At 41.3% G+C, this 14,957-nt stretch carries 17 protein-coding genes; 12 read left to right on the top strand and 5 right to left on the bottom strand.

Annotated elements, in window-relative coordinates; genetic code table 11:
- The first annotated feature begins 120 nt into the window (after positions 1–120).
- The 4 genes from AC6CHU_RS08950 (at position 121) to AC6CHU_RS08935 (ending at position 2,238) form a co-directional block, all read left to right on the top strand.
- A complete protein-coding gene (locus AC6CHU_RS08950; protein WP_159862964.1) occupies positions 121–741 on the top strand; it encodes a YitT family protein in 621 nt (206 codons plus the stop codon).
- Between the two features lie 65 nt (positions 742–806).
- Positions 807–1,043 carry a hypothetical protein gene (locus AC6CHU_RS08945; RefSeq protein WP_498121300.1) on the top strand — a complete coding sequence of 79 codons (237 nt, stop codon included), beginning with the start codon at positions 807–809 and terminating at the stop codon, positions 1,041–1,043.
- 97 nt (positions 1,044–1,140) lie between these two features.
- Positions 1,141–1,632, top strand: a complete 492-nt coding sequence (locus AC6CHU_RS08940) for a MarR family transcriptional regulator (RefSeq protein ID WP_159862966.1) — start codon at positions 1,141–1,143, stop codon at positions 1,630–1,632.
- A 36-nt stretch (positions 1,633–1,668) separates the two neighbouring features.
- Positions 1,669–2,238, top strand: coding sequence for a hypothetical protein (locus tag AC6CHU_RS08935; protein ID WP_159862967.1), 570 nt, complete (start codon positions 1,669–1,671; stop codon positions 2,236–2,238).
- A gap of 222 nt (positions 2,239–2,460) precedes the next feature.
- Here AC6CHU_RS08935 and AC6CHU_RS08930 read toward each other — a convergent pair whose 3' ends face one another.
- The 3 genes from AC6CHU_RS08930 to AC6CHU_RS08920 all read right to left on the bottom strand — a co-directional run bounded on the left by AC6CHU_RS08930 (position 2,461) and on the right by AC6CHU_RS08920 (position 6,223).
- Entirely contained in the window at positions 2,461–3,348 is an 888-nt protein-coding gene (locus AC6CHU_RS08930) for a selenium metabolism-associated LysR family transcriptional regulator (RefSeq protein ID WP_251284183.1), read from the bottom strand.
- A 59-nt stretch (positions 3,349–3,407) separates the two neighbouring features.
- The gene (locus AC6CHU_RS08925; RefSeq protein ID WP_251284184.1) at positions 3,408–4,451 is read right to left on the bottom strand and encodes a YeiH family protein; all 1,044 of its coding nucleotides are present in this window, start codon (positions 4,449–4,451) and stop codon (positions 3,408–3,410) included.
- A gap of 557 nt (positions 4,452–5,008) precedes the next feature.
- Positions 5,009–6,223 carry a CynX/NimT family MFS transporter gene (locus AC6CHU_RS08920; protein ID WP_251284185.1) on the bottom strand — a complete coding sequence of 405 codons (1,215 nt, stop codon included), beginning with the start codon at positions 6,221–6,223 and terminating at the stop codon, positions 5,009–5,011.
- A gap of 264 nt (positions 6,224–6,487) precedes the next feature.
- Between AC6CHU_RS08920 and AC6CHU_RS08915 the strand changes: the two genes are divergently transcribed.
- The 7 genes from AC6CHU_RS08915 (at position 6,488) to arsC (ending at position 11,575) form a co-directional block, all read left to right on the top strand.
- A complete protein-coding gene (locus AC6CHU_RS08915; RefSeq protein WP_159862970.1) occupies positions 6,488–6,937 on the top strand; it encodes a MarR family winged helix-turn-helix transcriptional regulator in 450 nt (149 codons plus the stop codon).
- Between the two features lie 73 nt (positions 6,938–7,010).
- Positions 7,011–8,381 carry an NAD(P)-binding domain-containing protein gene (locus AC6CHU_RS08910; protein WP_498121297.1) on the top strand — a complete coding sequence of 457 codons (1,371 nt, stop codon included), beginning with the start codon at positions 7,011–7,013 and terminating at the stop codon, positions 8,379–8,381.
- Between the two features lie 43 nt (positions 8,382–8,424).
- Positions 8,425–8,559: a hypothetical protein gene (locus AC6CHU_RS08905; RefSeq protein WP_498121295.1), complete on the top strand. Its 135-nt coding sequence runs from the start codon at positions 8,425–8,427 to the stop codon at positions 8,557–8,559.
- A 271-nt stretch (positions 8,560–8,830) separates the two neighbouring features.
- Positions 8,831–9,337: an arsinothricin resistance N-acetyltransferase ArsN1 family A gene (locus AC6CHU_RS08900; protein WP_201306483.1), complete on the top strand. Its 507-nt coding sequence runs from the start codon at positions 8,831–8,833 to the stop codon at positions 9,335–9,337.
- A 147-nt stretch (positions 9,338–9,484) separates the two neighbouring features.
- Positions 9,485–9,829, top strand: a complete 345-nt coding sequence (locus AC6CHU_RS08895; protein ID WP_251284187.1) for an ArsR/SmtB family transcription factor — start codon at positions 9,485–9,487, stop codon at positions 9,827–9,829.
- Between the two features lie 14 nt (positions 9,830–9,843).
- Positions 9,844–11,139 (top strand): arsenic transporter, encoded by a 1,296-nt coding sequence (locus AC6CHU_RS08890; protein WP_159862974.1) that lies wholly within the window; start codon positions 9,844–9,846, stop codon positions 11,137–11,139.
- A gap of 16 nt (positions 11,140–11,155) precedes the next feature.
- A complete protein-coding gene (gene arsC / locus AC6CHU_RS08885; protein ID WP_159862975.1) occupies positions 11,156–11,575 on the top strand; it encodes an arsenate reductase (thioredoxin) in 420 nt (139 codons plus the stop codon).
- Between the two features lie 462 nt (positions 11,576–12,037).
- Here arsC and AC6CHU_RS08880 read toward each other — a convergent pair whose 3' ends face one another.
- Positions 12,038–12,904: a MurR/RpiR family transcriptional regulator gene (locus AC6CHU_RS08880; RefSeq protein ID WP_251284188.1), complete on the bottom strand. Its 867-nt coding sequence runs from the start codon at positions 12,902–12,904 to the stop codon at positions 12,038–12,040.
- Between the two features lie 204 nt (positions 12,905–13,108).
- On the opposite strand from AC6CHU_RS08880, the gene AC6CHU_RS08875 reads away from it, so the two are divergent.
- Positions 13,109–14,488: an aspartate aminotransferase family protein gene (locus tag AC6CHU_RS08875; protein WP_236566151.1), complete on the top strand. Its 1,380-nt coding sequence runs from the start codon at positions 13,109–13,111 to the stop codon at positions 14,486–14,488.
- A 67-nt stretch (positions 14,489–14,555) separates the two neighbouring features.
- Here AC6CHU_RS08875 and AC6CHU_RS08870 read toward each other — a convergent pair whose 3' ends face one another.
- The gene (locus AC6CHU_RS08870) at positions 14,556–14,954 is read right to left on the bottom strand and encodes a hypothetical protein (protein ID WP_159862977.1); all 399 of its coding nucleotides are present in this window, start codon (positions 14,952–14,954) and stop codon (positions 14,556–14,558) included.
- Positions 14,955–14,957: the final 3 nt, after the last annotated feature.

Below are 14,957 nucleotides of genomic sequence, written 5' to 3'. Positions count from 1 at the left end.
AGAATTCTATCTTTTTTTCCTGGAAAACTACTAAAAATAGAAAGAATTGCGTCTGCATGATATTCATTTTCCGGAATATATTTCATTACATAAGCTAGTCTGAACAAAAGGAGATGGCCCGTGTATAAAAGTAGAATTCCACACTATTTAAGCCGGAGTCGAAGCGGTAATTTTACCGCATTTAAAAATGGGCTGATTATTTTGCTTGGAGCCACGCTAGTGGCGGTTTCGCTGCAATTATTCCTTGTGAAAAATTATGTCATTGACGGTGGCATTGTCGGATTGAGCATCATCCTTTCACACCTTTTTCACATTGATGTGGGTGCCTTAATACTGGTGCTGAATCTCCCGTTTTTACTGGCAGGGTTTTTCTTTTTAGGGGGAAGATTTTTGCTGTTAAGCCTGTTTGCCAGCTCGGTTCTGGCAGGGGAGACATACATACTGGCTCCATATGAGGAAGTAACTAGCCACCCGCTGCTTATTATTATCCTTGGCGGGCTTTTGCTGGGAATGGGAGTTGGCCTCATTATCCGATATGGCGCCTGCCTGGACGGTACGGAAGTTTTGGCTATTTTATTCAGCGAGCGGCTTCCTTTAACTATCGGTCAGTGCATTCTGATCATGAATACCATTCTCTTTGGAAGCTCTGTTTTCTTATTCGGCATCACAGAAGCCGCATATTCCCTTGCTACGTTTTTTGTTGCTTATAAAACCATAGATACCATTATAATGAGGCCTTAAACATTTCGTATATTTTTGAGGGGCGGGTATATCCTAACCAGTAAAAAGGTGAAGGAGATTACCCTGTGGATCCGTACGAAATTACCGGCATGATTGTGGATGATGAATTTGATGGGGAAGAATATGTGACGACAGAAATTCTCCATGAAAGCAATACTTATAGCATCACATTTAAAAAAGCAGATCTTGAAGTGATCAACGCCTGGATTTTTAAGGAGGGTTCGTCGCTTCCGGCGAAATTGTCCGAAGAAATGATCGAGCTTATTAGAGATGATGTGAAAAATAGAATAGGACTAAAATAGAGGCTCTAAAATGAACCTCTATTTTTTTGCATAATAATAACCATCTCTCAAACAATACTTGTAAATACAATTGTATCTGCAAGTGAGGGGGAAACGGATGAACCTTTTATTGAAACAGCAGACATTGCTTGTCATAAGGGCCCTATACTTCTGCATGGAAAAGAGATGGGCTGAGCTTGAAAAGAAGTTTAAGCTGACGCCTGCCCAGCAGCATATTTTGTTCCTGCTTGGCACTCATAATCAAAAGCTTAGCCCAACCCAAATAAGTGAGCTTGGGTGCTGGCATCTTTCGACTGTAACCAGGCTGTTAAAACCGTTAAAGGAAAAGGGACTTATTGATATCACAGCCAATCAGGAATTGCTGCGCTATAAATGCGTAACTATTACAAAAAGCGGAAGGGAACTATTGAACCTGATTATGGATGAGGTAAAAAAGATGGACCAATTTCCTCTGAATATGAGTCATTTATCGGAAAACGAGCTTTTGTCCTTCCTTGAATATGGCCAAAAAGTATTAGGGGATCAAAAAGGAGATCTTTTTAGAAAAATGCTGACTGATGCACGGGTGGAAAACTATAATTATGCATGATTCTTTTAAGAAGGATGTGTTCCGGGAGGTTATTCTATGAGTTACAGCGAGTACTGGGAGCAAATATATTCACAAAGTGAAAAGATGAATTCGCTCATTACTTCATACTGGAGAGAGTTTTCAGGTCTTACGACATGGCAGTTTTGGGTAGTTCTGGCACTGATGGTCCTCCCGCTGATTCTCGTCTATCTTGCGGTTGACCGCAGCAGAATTTTTGAGATCTTCTTCTTTGGATATACCGTGCATATTCTTTGGACATACGCCGACAGCTTTTTCGAGAGATATAGTTATTTTGTCCATACCTATTTCTTATTTCCAATGTTTCCCTATGCCTTGAACATGACAGCATCAGCTTTACCAGTGGGTTTCCTGCTGATCTATCAGTACTGCACCAACCATAGGAAAAGCTTCTTGCTTTACACCATTTTAGGTGCTGCTGTATTTGCCTTTGGATTTGCTACTTTAGAAGAATGGGCCGGTATAGTCCATTTTAACAAGGGAATGAATCAATTCTATCTATTTCTGATTGATGTCGCGATTGCATTTGCAGCTTATTTTTTGACAATGTTTGTTAAGAGAATGAGTGAGAATATTAAGGGAAAGTGAAAAGGGGAGTGGCCGAACTGCACTCGGGATGTGGTTCGGACCCAGAATGGGTGAGAAGCACGATCTGAGTAGGAAGATGAGCTGAATTCGGACATAGAATACGATAAAAAATTGATATTATGTCCGAATACAAGCCTGGATCTAACAGGGGGAAAAAGCCACTAGGTACTTTTTCAGTACCCAAACTCATTCTCATGTTTTGTGGCTTGACTAGTAATTATTTTACTGTCTTGATAAAATAAATTCCATCAGCTTTCTGCTGGTGTGTTTCAGGGCTTCCTCGTGGTAGATCATATAAAAGTCCCGCTGCATTGAAATCCCATCAACTTGGATTTGTTTTAAAGTTCCGAGGCGAAGTTCTTTTTTTACAGCCGATTTTGAGATGATGGAAATTCCTAAGCCAGCTTCCACACAAGTTTTAATGGCTTCGGTGTGTTTCAGTTCCATTATGACATTCAATTTGGACGCATCTACATGAGATCTCCTGAAGGAATCCTCCATTACTTGCCGTGTTCCTGATCCTCTTTCACGAATAATAATCGGAACTGACAGCAGCTCCTCGATGGAAATTTGGTCTGTCTTTATAAATTTATTTTCGGGAGAAGCGATGATAATCAGCTCATCTTTGGCAAATGGAACTTGTTTTAAGGCTGGATAGGAGAGCATGGATTCAATGAATCCTATATTGATCTCATGATTTAATAGCTTATCAACAATATGCCTTGAGTTAAATACATTTAAATGAAGCTTGACTTTTGGATAGAGACTCGAGAAATCAGCTAATAAAAAGGGGAGGACATGCTCCCCGATGGTTAAGCTGGCACCTACCTTTAAATCTCCATGTACACTTCCCTTTAGTTCTTCCAACTCATTTTCCGTTTCATTCATTAAGGCGATCAGCTTTTTGACTTTATGATAGAGGATTTCCCCTGCGGGTGTCAGCGAGATTTTTTTGGTTGTCCGTTCAAAAAGCTGGCAATCCCACTGTTCTTCGAGTTGTTTGATTTGAAGGCTTACACTGGATTGTGAGAGGTGGAGGTCCTTGGCAGTCTGGGAAAAACTTTTATTATTTGCTGTGACATAAAATACTTTCAGATAGTCGAGGTTCATGGGTATCCTCCTTCAAACAGGTAACGTCTATCTTTCTATTGTAATCGATTAGAAGTCATTTAAAAAATTTTATAAAGTAAGAGCAGAAGCGGTGTTAAGGCAAGAAGACCGAGGAAGCCGGCAATAGCAAGAGCAACTGGCTTAAAGCCAACCTTCACAAAATCATTCCATTTAATATTAAGACCAAGCCCTGCCATACCCATTGCGAGGAGATAAGTGCTGAATAATAAAAGGATGCTGATAATGCTTCCAGGTATAGAGAAAATCGTATTGATCATGCTGGTTAGGAGGAATCCAAAAATAAACCATGGGATTGGCAGCTTTCCTATTTTCCGGCTTTGGCTCCTGTTTTTTCTGCTGTATAAAAGGCTTATGATAAAGGCAACTGGTATCAGTAACAGGACTCTTCCCAGTTTGACCAGAATGGCAGAATCACTGCTGACATCTCCGCCTGGAACACCCGCCGCTACTACATGGGCAAGCTCATGCAGTGTTGCACCTGCTAATATACCGTATTCCTGCTCGCTTATAGGAAGCAAAGGAAATAAGATAATATATAAAATCGCTCCAATGGTCCCTAGAACAGCTATACATGATACGGCTACTGCGGTTTGTTCTTCCTTGCTTTTAACAATTGGGGCAATCGCAATGATGGCTGCCGCTCCGCAAATGGCAGTGCCCGCAGCAAGTAAAGCAGATAATTTTTTATTGATTTTAAATGCTTTCCCCAGAAGCAAAATGAAACTCATGGTAAAGACAATGACCACTACATCGATGATCATGATGGAAAAGCCTGCTGATATAATTTCCTGCAAATTCAGCCTAAAGCCCAGTAAAATAATCCCTGCACGAAGCAATACCTTGCTTGAGAACTGAATGCCTGCATGAGCGTCCACAGGTATTGATAGGGTATTCCCCCAAATTCCTCCTAGCAGAATGGAGAGGAGCATGATTCCGAGGATGGAGAAAAAGGGAAGAGTGGCAATTTGGCCAGCCAGAAACGCAAGCAGGAGGGTCAGCAATACTCCTTTCGCAAACCCGATAGCCTTGTGTTTTTTTTTAGGTTCTTCAATTATATATTCTTGAATTTTTTGCGCTTCCACAGAAAGTTCCCCTTTCGTTCATTTGATACCTTAACCGTATCATAGGAAAGGAGAATCGCTTCACCGATTGATTAATAAGACTTATTGGATTTTTTAATGAGTCGATATTGTATTGCTCAAGTTCTTTTTTGACTGTAAAGTAATTGCTTCTTAATTGATAGGATTACTGCTTCTGATCAAATTTGGACAGAGAAGGCAGGGTTAATTGGTATTGAGTCAGAACCTGGTAGAACTTGGGACACAGAAGATAGGAAAAGCTGATTTTGAGTCAGAATCTGGTAGAAATTCGGACACAGAAGGCAGGGAAACTTGGTATTGAGTCAGAACCCTGTCCAACTTAGAAAACAGAAAGAAGGAAAATCTGGATTTGAGTCAGAACCTGATTCAACTTAAGACAAAGAAAGCAGAAAAATGTGAACCTGAGTCAGAACCTGTCCAACTTCAGACACAAAAAGCAGAAAAACCGGGTTTTAAGTCAGAACCCGGTCACCTTCAGATACAGAAAGTATAAAAATCAGCACCCACCCCACTCTCGGTCAGGATAGTAAGAACAAGTCTTACGCAATGGTTGAAGCCGTCTTTTTTTGTTTATGGCGCTTATCCTGCAGAACAAATTGATCCCTGCCTGCCCCAATGCCGGAAACCGTAAAGATGGCAGTATTAGCCAAAAGCAAGGCCAGCGGAACGGTCCAAGTCCCTAACAGGTCATACAGTGAGCCGATGAGAATCGGTCCTGCTGCAGCCAGCAGGTAGCCGACGGATTGTGCCATGCCGGAAAGACTGGCAGCCTGTTTCGCATTTTCTGCACGAAGGCCGATCAGAGTTAATGAATGGCTGATGGCAGCGCCAAGCCCGATTCCGATTAGGACGATACTAAGGTTTGTTAATATTACACTAAAATTCATTAGAAGCCCTGTTATGCCGGCAAAAGTGAAAGCTCCGATCCAAAAGGCAATCGCTTTTTGGTTAGGGAGCCGGTCTGCAAGAACAGGAATAATAAAGTTGACAGGAAGTCCGGAAAACTGGAGAACGGTTACCATCCAGCCGGCTTCTGCAATATCCCGTCCCTGGCTGTGAAGGATTTCCGGAAGCCAGGTAGTGGTGCTGAAGTAGACCATTGATTGCAATCCCATAAACAGTGTAACCTGCCATGCGATGGGGGAGGACCAGATAGACGTCTTAGGTGCTGTGACGGCTGGTGTTTCCGTTTTTTTCTCCCGCCCCCTGATCTGTGGAAGCCACACAATGATCGCAATAAAAATCAGGATTGCCCATGCCCCAAGTGAAAGCTTCCAGCCTAACCCAAGGTCTTCAGCAAGAGGGACGCTGAACCCGGGTGCGAGTCCCGCCCAAATTCCCATTGAGAATGTATAGATCCCTGTCAGCAGGCCGACCTTCTGCGGGAATTTTTCCTTGACCATTCCAGGAAGAAGTACATTGCAAAGACCTACGCCTAAACCTATTAAAATAGTTCCTATGTACAGTGGAGGCAGCATTCCCAGCGAACGGGCCGCAATGCCGGCTCCCAAAATAGTCAAACCTAATAGAATGCTCCATTCACTGCCAAGCTTTTGGGCAATCCTCGGAACAAAAGGAGAGAGCAGGGCAAAGGCAACAAGCGGCAGGGTGGTCAGGAGTCCTGCTGCGCCGTTAGAGATTCCCGTCTCATCCCTGATAGCTCCAATCAAAGGACCAACTGAGGTGATTGCAGGACGTAAAGTAAACGCGACAAAGATAATGCCGGCCATTAGTAATAGGTTTTTTGAATTCATTTTTGCTGGGCTTCTCAATGCGAACACTCCCTTAAGGATGAAACTTTCGGATAACGAAAGATAATATTCAAAATAGTATAATAGTTTTTTATAAAAAAGTACATAGGCTAAGAGCTATGTATATATTTTTTGTTCTTTATTTAATTTCTAATATGCCAGGAACGAAAACGTTTCACCTCAGTCCAAAGGAAATCATAAGTTAATCAAAAATATAGTTGTAAATTACAAATAATATATCTATAATTAAACCAAGAGGTGAAAATTATGGAAAATCTTCGCGGCTTGTTTCAAGTAATGACGCGCCGTTTTGGCTTACTAAATAAGAATTGCTGCAGCGTCGGCGGTTGCGATATTTCCCTCATTCAGAGCCATATTCTTTATGAGATTGATAATCAGCATAATCCATCCATGCAGCAGATTGCTGATACGCTAGGGACCGATATTACTACTTTCAGCAGGCAGGTTCAATCTTTAGTGAAGATGAACTTAGTTAAGAAGATGCCGGACCCTGCTGATAAAAGAGTCAGTATTCTTTCGCTGACTGCTGAAGGCAGATTTATTGCAGGTTCAATAGATCAGCAGATGAATTCATTTTTACAAGAGGTCTTTTCACACATGAATGAGTTTGAAAAAGAAACAGTCATCCGCTCGATTCATTTGTTAAATAATGCTATGGAAAAATCCAGTGCATGCTGCAAGCCTATTCAGGGGTAAATTCCCCTGGGTTAAATACTTGTAATTTGCAAGTAAATTCGAATCCAATACAGGAGAAAAGAGGAGCACACACATGACTAATTTTAGTGTTGTCAAAGGCTGCTGCACACCTGAGAAAAACGAGTCAGAAAAGACATCATTTAGAGAGGGTGAAGGAAGAGAGCTGCCTGTTGCTATAATTGGCGCCGGTCCTGTTGGGCTGGCAGCTGCTGCACACCTGGCAAGCATGGGACAATCATTTATTTTGCTCGAGTCAGGAAAGCATGCTGGAGCCAATATAAAAAGCTGGGGACATATTCGGTTATTCTCACCATGGCGATACAATATTGATAAAGCTGCTGCCAGGTTATTAAGTGCAAATGGCTGGGTACAGCCGGATTCGGAAGCATTGCCTACCGGGGAGGAACTTGTTGAACAATATCTAAAGCCGCTGTCCAGGTTACCTGAAATAAAGCCATTCATTCATCTTAATACGAAAGTTTTATCAGTTGGCAGAAAAGACACCGATAAAATGAAAACTGGAAATAGGGGGAATATTCCTTTTATCATCCATGCTGAGCAGAATGGAGAGTATCAAACATTTGAATCAAGAGCAATCATTGATGCTTCAGGCACCTGGGGAAATCCAAACCCAGCTTCCTCAAGCGGTATTTGGCTGGCTGGCGAGAAGGAACTGAAAGAAAGGATTTATTATGGAATACCCGATGTTTTAGGGAGTGAGCAGCAGCGCTATCGAAATAAACGTATTGCAGTTGTCGGCGGCGGCCATTCAGCAATTAATGCCTTGCTGGATTTAGCCGCATTGAAAGAGTCCTATCCAGAAACAGAGATTTTATGGATCATGAGAAGAAATCAGGTTGAGGATGCTTACGGTGGAGAAGAAAAAGATACACTTAAAGCACGAGGCCGCCTCGGAAGCAGAATCCATCAATTGGTTGATAACTGGCAAGTGGAGGTCATTACTCCATTTCGCATCCAGCTGATCAAAAGGTCAGAAAAGGGAATTAGATTAATCGGGAGTCAAAATGGCAAACAGAGCAGACTGGATGGAATCGATGAAATGATTGTTAATACAGGAAGCCGTCCGGATTTTTCTATTATAAGTGAACTTCGTACTTCCATTGATTCTTCAACTGAAAGTGCAGAAGCATTAGCACCATTAATTGATCCCAATATTCATAGCTGTGGTACGGTTCGCCCTCATGGAGAAAAGGAGTTAAGACATCCTGAGAAGAATTTTTATATTGTGGGTTCCAAAAGCTATGGCCGTGCTCCAACCTTTTTGATGGCGACAGGCTATGAGCAGGTTAGGTCAGTGGTATCTCATCTAAGCGGTGATTTCGCTGCCGCTGGAAAAGTGGAGCTGGATTTGCCGGAAACGGGTGTTTGCAGCGTTCATCTGAAAAGTTCCTGTGATGCTCCTGCATCTTCCTGCTGCAATTGATTAAAGGGAGGGTAATCCTTCCCCTCATAACGATTTGAAGGTGATGACAATGACCATTAATAATGCTGGAGCGCTTAAAAATGAGTATTTTATAGCATATATGAAATTAATCATGAATGCTTTTGATTGTTCTGTCGAGAAAGCTATAGAAAAAGCTGTTTCGATGGGGGGAAAGTGAAATGGGACAGGAAACATATGCACAATTTTTATTGGCTTATCAGGAGTTGCTGAATCAAACAAAAGATTTGCTGTTTCATTGATGACTGGACTGAACAATGCCGTCCTGCCAGGCGGATTCACTGCGCTATGCTTCGATGTTTATTATGATATACCTCATTTATTAGCGATTGGGCCGGTTCAATAATCCTGCTTTTCTTAGCTGTGATTTGGTAAGCTTTAACAAGACACCAGTAATATTTTTGAAACCAACCAATTAGGGGGAAACTGGAATGTTGAGTGATACTTTTATTCGTGAAGCCAGAAAGACAGATTTAGAGACTATTTTGGAGATATATAATCAGGGAATACAGGATCGAATTGCTACATTGGAAACAGAAGCAAAAGACCTTTCCTATATGTCAAACTGGTTTAAACAGCATCAGGGGAGATATAGTGTGCTTGCTGCCGAAAAAGGGGGTATAGTAATCGGCTGGGCATCTCTGAATCCGTATAGCAGCCGATGTTCATATGATGGAGTGGCAGATCTGTCAGTCTATATCGCAAGAGAGTTCAGAGGGAAAGGGGCAGGCGAGAAGCTGCTCACTGCACTGGAATTGAAAGCAAGAGAGAACCAGTTCCATAAGCTTGTTTTGTTTACTTTTCCATTTAATAGACTGGGACAGAGTCTGTATATGAAAATGGGTTTTCGTGAAGTAGGTATATTTCGAAATCAGGGTTTGCTGGACGGAGAATTTGTGGACGTTATGGCTATGGAAAAACTATTATCTTGCGGCTAAAGTTTTAGCCGTTATTTGTTGGATGACGTAAAAAGCAGTGGCTCACCTAGAGACAGCTGCCACATTTTCGGTAAATAAGTAAAAACGATTTACTTATATAAGTAAATCGTTATATAGTTATATACGCAAAGCGGAGGTGGGATATTCATGAATGGAGGCACGCTCGAAATCGACAAAACTGCATCTATTTTAAAATTACTAGGCGATAAAACACGTCTTACAATCGTGAAACTATTAAAGGAACATGATTGCTGTGTATGTGAGTTTGTGGAGATTTTTAAAATGAGCCAGCCAGCCATTAGCCAACATCTTCGGAAACTAAAAGATGCAGGTGTGGTTAGGGAAACCAGAAGGGGACAGTGGATTATTTATTCATTGAATCAGGAAAGTGAATTTTATCCATTAGTTCAGGCTGTGCTGAATCACTTTCCAAGCCAGGATTATTTATTAACCGAATTGGAAGAGCAGGGATTGCGAATTTCCTGCGAGTAAGAGGGGGAAACAAATTGACTCAAATAATTTTAGCATCGGTGATTTTCATAGTCACCCTCACATTTGTCATTTGGCAGCCAAAAGGGCTATCAATTGGCTGGTCTGCATGCGGAGGAGCCATCCTTGCTTTAATAGCCGGTGTGGTTGATTTCAATGATGTCATAGATGTTACAGCCATTGTTTGGAATGCCACATTAACTTTTATTGCAATCATTATTATTTCGCTTATTTTAGATGAAATTGGATTTTTCGAATGGGCCGCCTTACATATGGCGAGAGCGGCAAAGGGAAGCGGAGTGAAGATGTTCATTTACGTTTCCATTTTGGGAGCTGTGGTCGCAGCATTTTTTGCGAATGATGGGGCTGCGCTCATTCTCACGCCAATAGTTCTTGCGATGGTCCGAAATCTGCAGTTTGAAGAAAAGTTGGTTTTTCCGTTTATTATCGCCAGCGGATTTATTGCGGATACTACGTCACTGCCATTAGTTGTCAGCAACCTTGTCAATATCGTTTCAGCTGATTATTTCGGCATCGGCTTTGGGGAATATGCCTCACGCATGATTATTCCGAACTTCTTTTCATTGGGTGCCAGCATCTTGGTCTTATACCTATACTTCAGAAAAAGCATACCAAAGAATTATGAATTATCTCATTTGAAAAACCCTGGAGAGGCAGTTAAAGACAGTAAAATGTTCCGATTGTCATGGCTGGTGTTAGGTATCTTATTAATTGGCTATTTCGCAAGTGAGTGGATTGGTGTCCCCGTTTCATTCATTGCGGGCATTGTAACGGTGTTCTTTCTGCTCATGGCGCGCAGAAGCCCGGCTGTGAATACACGAACGGTCATCAAGGGTGCACCCTGGGCTATCGTTTTCTTTTCAATCGGCATGTATGTAGTGGTTTACGGTCTTAGAAACGCGGGTCTTACCAATGTTTTAGCTGATTTAATTCAAATGACAGCTGACCAGGGACTGTTCGCAGCAACAATCGGAATGGGATTCATTGCGGCCATTCTTTCTTCTGTCATGAACAATTTGCCAACCGTGATGATTGATGCTCTGGCCATTGCTGAAACCGATACAAGCGGTGTGATGCGGGAAGCACTTATTTATGCAAATGTTATTGGATCTGATTTAGGACCGAAAATTACGCCGATTGGGTCCCTCGCCACTTTGTTATGGCTTCATGTTTTGTCTCTGAAGGGAGTAAAAATATCATGGGGAACTTATTTTAAAACAGGGATCATTTTAACCATTCCAACACTGTTCATCACATTATTCGGTTTGTACATTTGGCTAATGATTATTTAATAAGGAGAGTCCCAACATGACTAAAAAAACGATCTACTTTTTATGCACAGGCAACTCATGCCGCAGCCAGATGGCTGAAGGATGGGCAAAACAGCATTTAGGCGAAGATTGGAATGTTTACAGTGCGGGGATTGAAGCACATGGTTTAAATCCGAATGCTGTAAAAGCCATGATAGAAGCAGGGATTGACATCTCTAATCAGACTTCTGATATCATTAATTCTGAGATTTTAAATAATGCAGATTTGGTTGTAACGCTTTGCGGAGACGCAGCTGATAAATGCCCGATGACACCTCCTCTTGTAAAGCGCGAGCACTGGGGATTTGATGACCCTGCAAAAGCAGAAGGATCAGAAGAAGAAAAATGGGCTTTCTTTCAGCGTGTCCGTGACGAAATTGGCCAAAGGATTAAAACATTTGCCGAAACAGGAAAGTAAACATTCAGAGGGAGTGATTTTATTTTGAAAATAACAGATCATGCACGCGAGGAATTGATAAAAATGATGGAAGTGCAAAATGCCAGCAGCGTCCGCATCTTTTTTGACGGCTATGGCTGAGGACAGCCAAGAATAGGACTGGCTCTGGATGAGCCGGAATCAGATGATATTATTGTCACAATTAATGAAATCAAAGTAGCTATCGATCCGATCATTGAACCAAACACCGAAGACCTTGTATTAGAACGAAGCGGAAACGGAAGAGGAATCTCAATGATAGGGAACACAGGAAGATGCTGTTAGAAAAAGACCCAATGGGTCTTTTTCTTTGTCTATTGAGTTAATAGCTTTTTGCAGGCTCTTTTTGGATAAATTGTGTTTTCGCTTATCTATATTGACCATGATTAGTTTGGCTTGATTAGCATGGGCTGGGCCTATCTTGAGCTGAGCTGCCTATTACACTTATTTCCTTTTGTCAGAGTAAAACGTGCCAAAACGTTCCCAAATTCCCTCCAGTTTTTCAAGACGATCCTCAGATTCATTCATTCGATTTTTTCCAACATACGCTATGAGTGTATTAATAAGACTTAGCGGAGCAACAAAAGAATCAAAAAATGTTGGTAATTGACTTGAAGCAGTTAGCACAGCATCCCCATGAGGAACGAGCGGCGAAAGAAGATTGTCTGTAATGACAATGGTGGCGGCACCTCGTTCTTTTGCAAAATCCATAATATTGACAGTACTTGTTGAATAACGTGAGAAACTGATTCCAACTACTACATCTTCCGCATTCAATGCATATAATTGTTCAGGTTTATTTTCAACAGGACCGAGTAAATGAGCATTTCCTAAAATAATATCCAAGTAATATTGCAGAAATAGCCCAAGAGATGTGGCGCTCCGGTTCGCAGATATGTATATTTTTTTCCCGTTAAGCAGATGGTTTCCCGCATCTGCAATCGCCTTTGAATCTAAATTTTCCATCGTCGATTTAATATTGGCTATATCATCTTTAAAAATATCGTAGATGGCCTGGTTTGAATCATCATAAATCTGTGAAGACATTTTTAACCTGTCCTTCGTCGTCAACTGCATCTGAACAGAGTTCTGCATCTGGTTCTGCAGTTCACGATAGCCGGAATATCCTAAAAAGACAGCAAAACGTACCACTGAAGCCTCGCTTACTCCTGCTTGTTTGGCCAGGGTTGCAACCGTATAGAAAGGAACCGTGTTCGTGTTTTGAAGGATATAGGAAGCCAGTTTTTCCTGTGACTTGCTCATGCTTGACATTTTTTCAGCAATTAATTGATAGACATTTTTATTACTCATAATGACCCCTTTTAAATTTTTACTTTAAAAATAGGATAGTCCTATCATCAAACAAATGCAACAAAAGTTTCATGTTCTATAGTTTTTTGAAATTTTTTGTTCAAAAAGGGTTCCAAAATCATTCATTCTCACCTATTATGAAATAAATATTTCATTATTTTATGATTTTGAATAAAATATTTCTGAATGCAGGAGGATATTGTGATGACATTAATGGCAAGCCATTCCCTAACAGAGTTTGAGAACCAGACATCAAAATCCAGAGATTTTTTCTTAAAAGCTAAAGAAGTCATGCCAGGCGGAGTAACCGCTAATATCAAATCTTTTGATCCATATCCAATTATTATGGAAAAAGGGAAGGGAGCTTATTTATATGATCTCGATGGAAACGAGTATGTTGATTATCTGCTTTCCTACGGTGCTTTAATGCTTGGGCATGGACATCCAAAAATCATTCAAGCCATACAGGAACAGCTTGAGGGAGACGGGACTATGTTATTTGGAACTCCACACCGGCTTGAACTTGCTATGGGAGAGAAAATAAAAGAGCTTTATCCAAGTATGGAAAGAATCCGTTATACCAGCTCCGGAACAGAAGCTACTCTTCTGGCTTTGCGATTGGCATATGCTTATACAGGTAAAACAAAAATTGCTAAATTCGAGGGTCATTACCATGGAGGTTATGATCAGGTTCTTTTAAGTTTAAATCCTTCTCTTGAAGAAGCAGGGCAAGCTCATGCACCAAAGTCAGTGATTGAATCCAAAGGGATTGATCCATATCATGAGATACAAACCATAGTACTTCCTTTTAATGATCTCGAACATACCTCTGATATCTTAAAGAAGAATAAGGATGAAATTGCTGCCGTTATCCTTGAGCCCATACAGGGCGGATTCATCCCGGCAGAACCTTCGTTTATGAAGGGTCTAAGAAAGCTGACGGAGGAGCTGGGCATCCTATTAATTTTTGACGAAGTAAAAACAGGTTTTCGTGTGGGACTCAGTGGAGCTCAAGGACACTACAGCATTAAACCAGATCTCACAGCACTGGGAAAAGTGGCAGGCGGCGGTTTTCCTGTGGGAATCGTAGGGGGCAAAGAAGAAATCACGATGACAAGCGCTCCCACCGTTTCGTCAGATGTTTTTGACAGTAGTCACAGTAAAAAATCCAGTGCCAAAGATGTTCTATTCCACAGCGGAACATACAATGGACACCCTACGATTCTGGCAGCTGGTCTTGCTACTATAAATGTATTGGAACAAGAGATTGAACACGTTTTTAAAATGACTGACAGATTAAAAGAAGGGATAAAGGGTCTTTTTGAACAGCGGGGAATTCCGATGCAAACAATTGGTCTGGGCACCATATTTAACGTTATCATTACGGAAAAAGAACAAGTAAGAAACTACAGAGATTTACAGCAGGCTAATTTTTCCATGAGAAAGGAACTGGACTTTGGTTTGCTTGCAAAGGGTATCTATACAAAGCCATTAAACAGATACAGCATGGCTACAGTCCATGGCGAAAAGGAAGTAGACCGTACACTTGAGGCGTATGATACCGTACTTTCTAAAATGTTTTAAAGGTTTTCGAGTGAATAATAAAATAAAAAAGCAATGCAGTTTTCATACGCTGCATTGCTTTTTAAAATTAACGTTCCGCTGTTTTCTCAGTCAAAAAGGTAATCACCACAAACAAGGCGAAGGCAAGCAATAGCAAGGTTCCGCCAACAATAAAGAAGACCAGAACAAAGGTATCCCCTAAATCGAAGGGATTTAATGTATACATCCACATGCCGATTGTTAAGCCTAATGCCCCTGCCATTCCAAGAATACTGTGAATGGAAACCAGCCTCTTATATTTTACGCGGTATACTTTATAAAAGATTCCCCATGCGAATACGGAAAGCCATCCTACCAGCAGGATGTGGGCATGAATGGGCCTTAATGAATAATCCATCTGCCCGGACATATGTGATCCAAGATAGGTTCCGATAATGCCAAATACGGCTGCAAATCTAATTAACCTGATACTCCATTTTTGTTCCATAAC

The sequence above is a fragment of the Cytobacillus sp. GQ23 genome (genome assembly GCF_059758675.1).
The sequence above is the reverse complement of the archived record's forward strand: the minus strand, read 5'-3'. Positions and strand labels throughout refer to the sequence as shown.

Excerpts from the sequence above, each read along its gene's own strand:
- AC6CHU_RS08940 (WP_159862966.1), top strand. The coding sequence starts at position 1,141 with ATGAACCTTTTATTGAAACAGCAGACATTGCTTGTCATAAGGGCCCTA.
- AC6CHU_RS08935 (WP_159862967.1), top strand. The coding sequence starts at position 1,669 with ATGAGTTACAGCGAGTACTGGGAGCAAATATATTCACAAAGTGAAAAG.
- AC6CHU_RS08930 (WP_251284183.1), bottom strand. The coding sequence starts at position 3,348 with ATGAACCTCGACTATCTGAAAGTATTTTATGTCACAGCAAATAATAAA.
- AC6CHU_RS08920 (WP_251284185.1), bottom strand. The coding sequence starts at position 6,223 with ATGAATTCAAAAAACCTATTACTAATGGCCGGCATTATCTTTGTCGCG.
- AC6CHU_RS08915 (WP_159862970.1), top strand. The coding sequence starts at position 6,488 with ATGGAAAATCTTCGCGGCTTGTTTCAAGTAATGACGCGCCGTTTTGGC.
- AC6CHU_RS08910 (WP_498121297.1), top strand. The coding sequence starts at position 7,011 with ATGACTAATTTTAGTGTTGTCAAAGGCTGCTGCACACCTGAGAAAAAC.
- AC6CHU_RS08905 (WP_498121295.1), top strand. The coding sequence starts at position 8,425 with ATGACAATGACCATTAATAATGCTGGAGCGCTTAAAAATGAGTATTTT.
- AC6CHU_RS08900 (WP_201306483.1), top strand. The coding sequence starts at position 8,831 with ATGTTGAGTGATACTTTTATTCGTGAAGCCAGAAAGACAGATTTAGAG.
- AC6CHU_RS08895 (WP_251284187.1), top strand. The coding sequence starts at position 9,485 with ATGAATGGAGGCACGCTCGAAATCGACAAAACTGCATCTATTTTAAAA.
- arsC (WP_159862975.1), top strand. The coding sequence starts at position 11,156 with ATGACTAAAAAAACGATCTACTTTTTATGCACAGGCAACTCATGCCGC.
- AC6CHU_RS08880 (WP_251284188.1), bottom strand. The coding sequence starts at position 12,904 with ATGAGTAATAAAAATGTCTATCAATTAATTGCTGAAAAAATGTCAAGC.
- AC6CHU_RS08875 (WP_236566151.1), top strand. The coding sequence starts at position 13,109 with ATGACATTAATGGCAAGCCATTCCCTAACAGAGTTTGAGAACCAGACA.
- AC6CHU_RS08870 (WP_159862977.1), bottom strand. The coding sequence starts at position 14,954 with ATGGAACAAAAATGGAGTATCAGGTTAATTAGATTTGCAGCCGTATTT.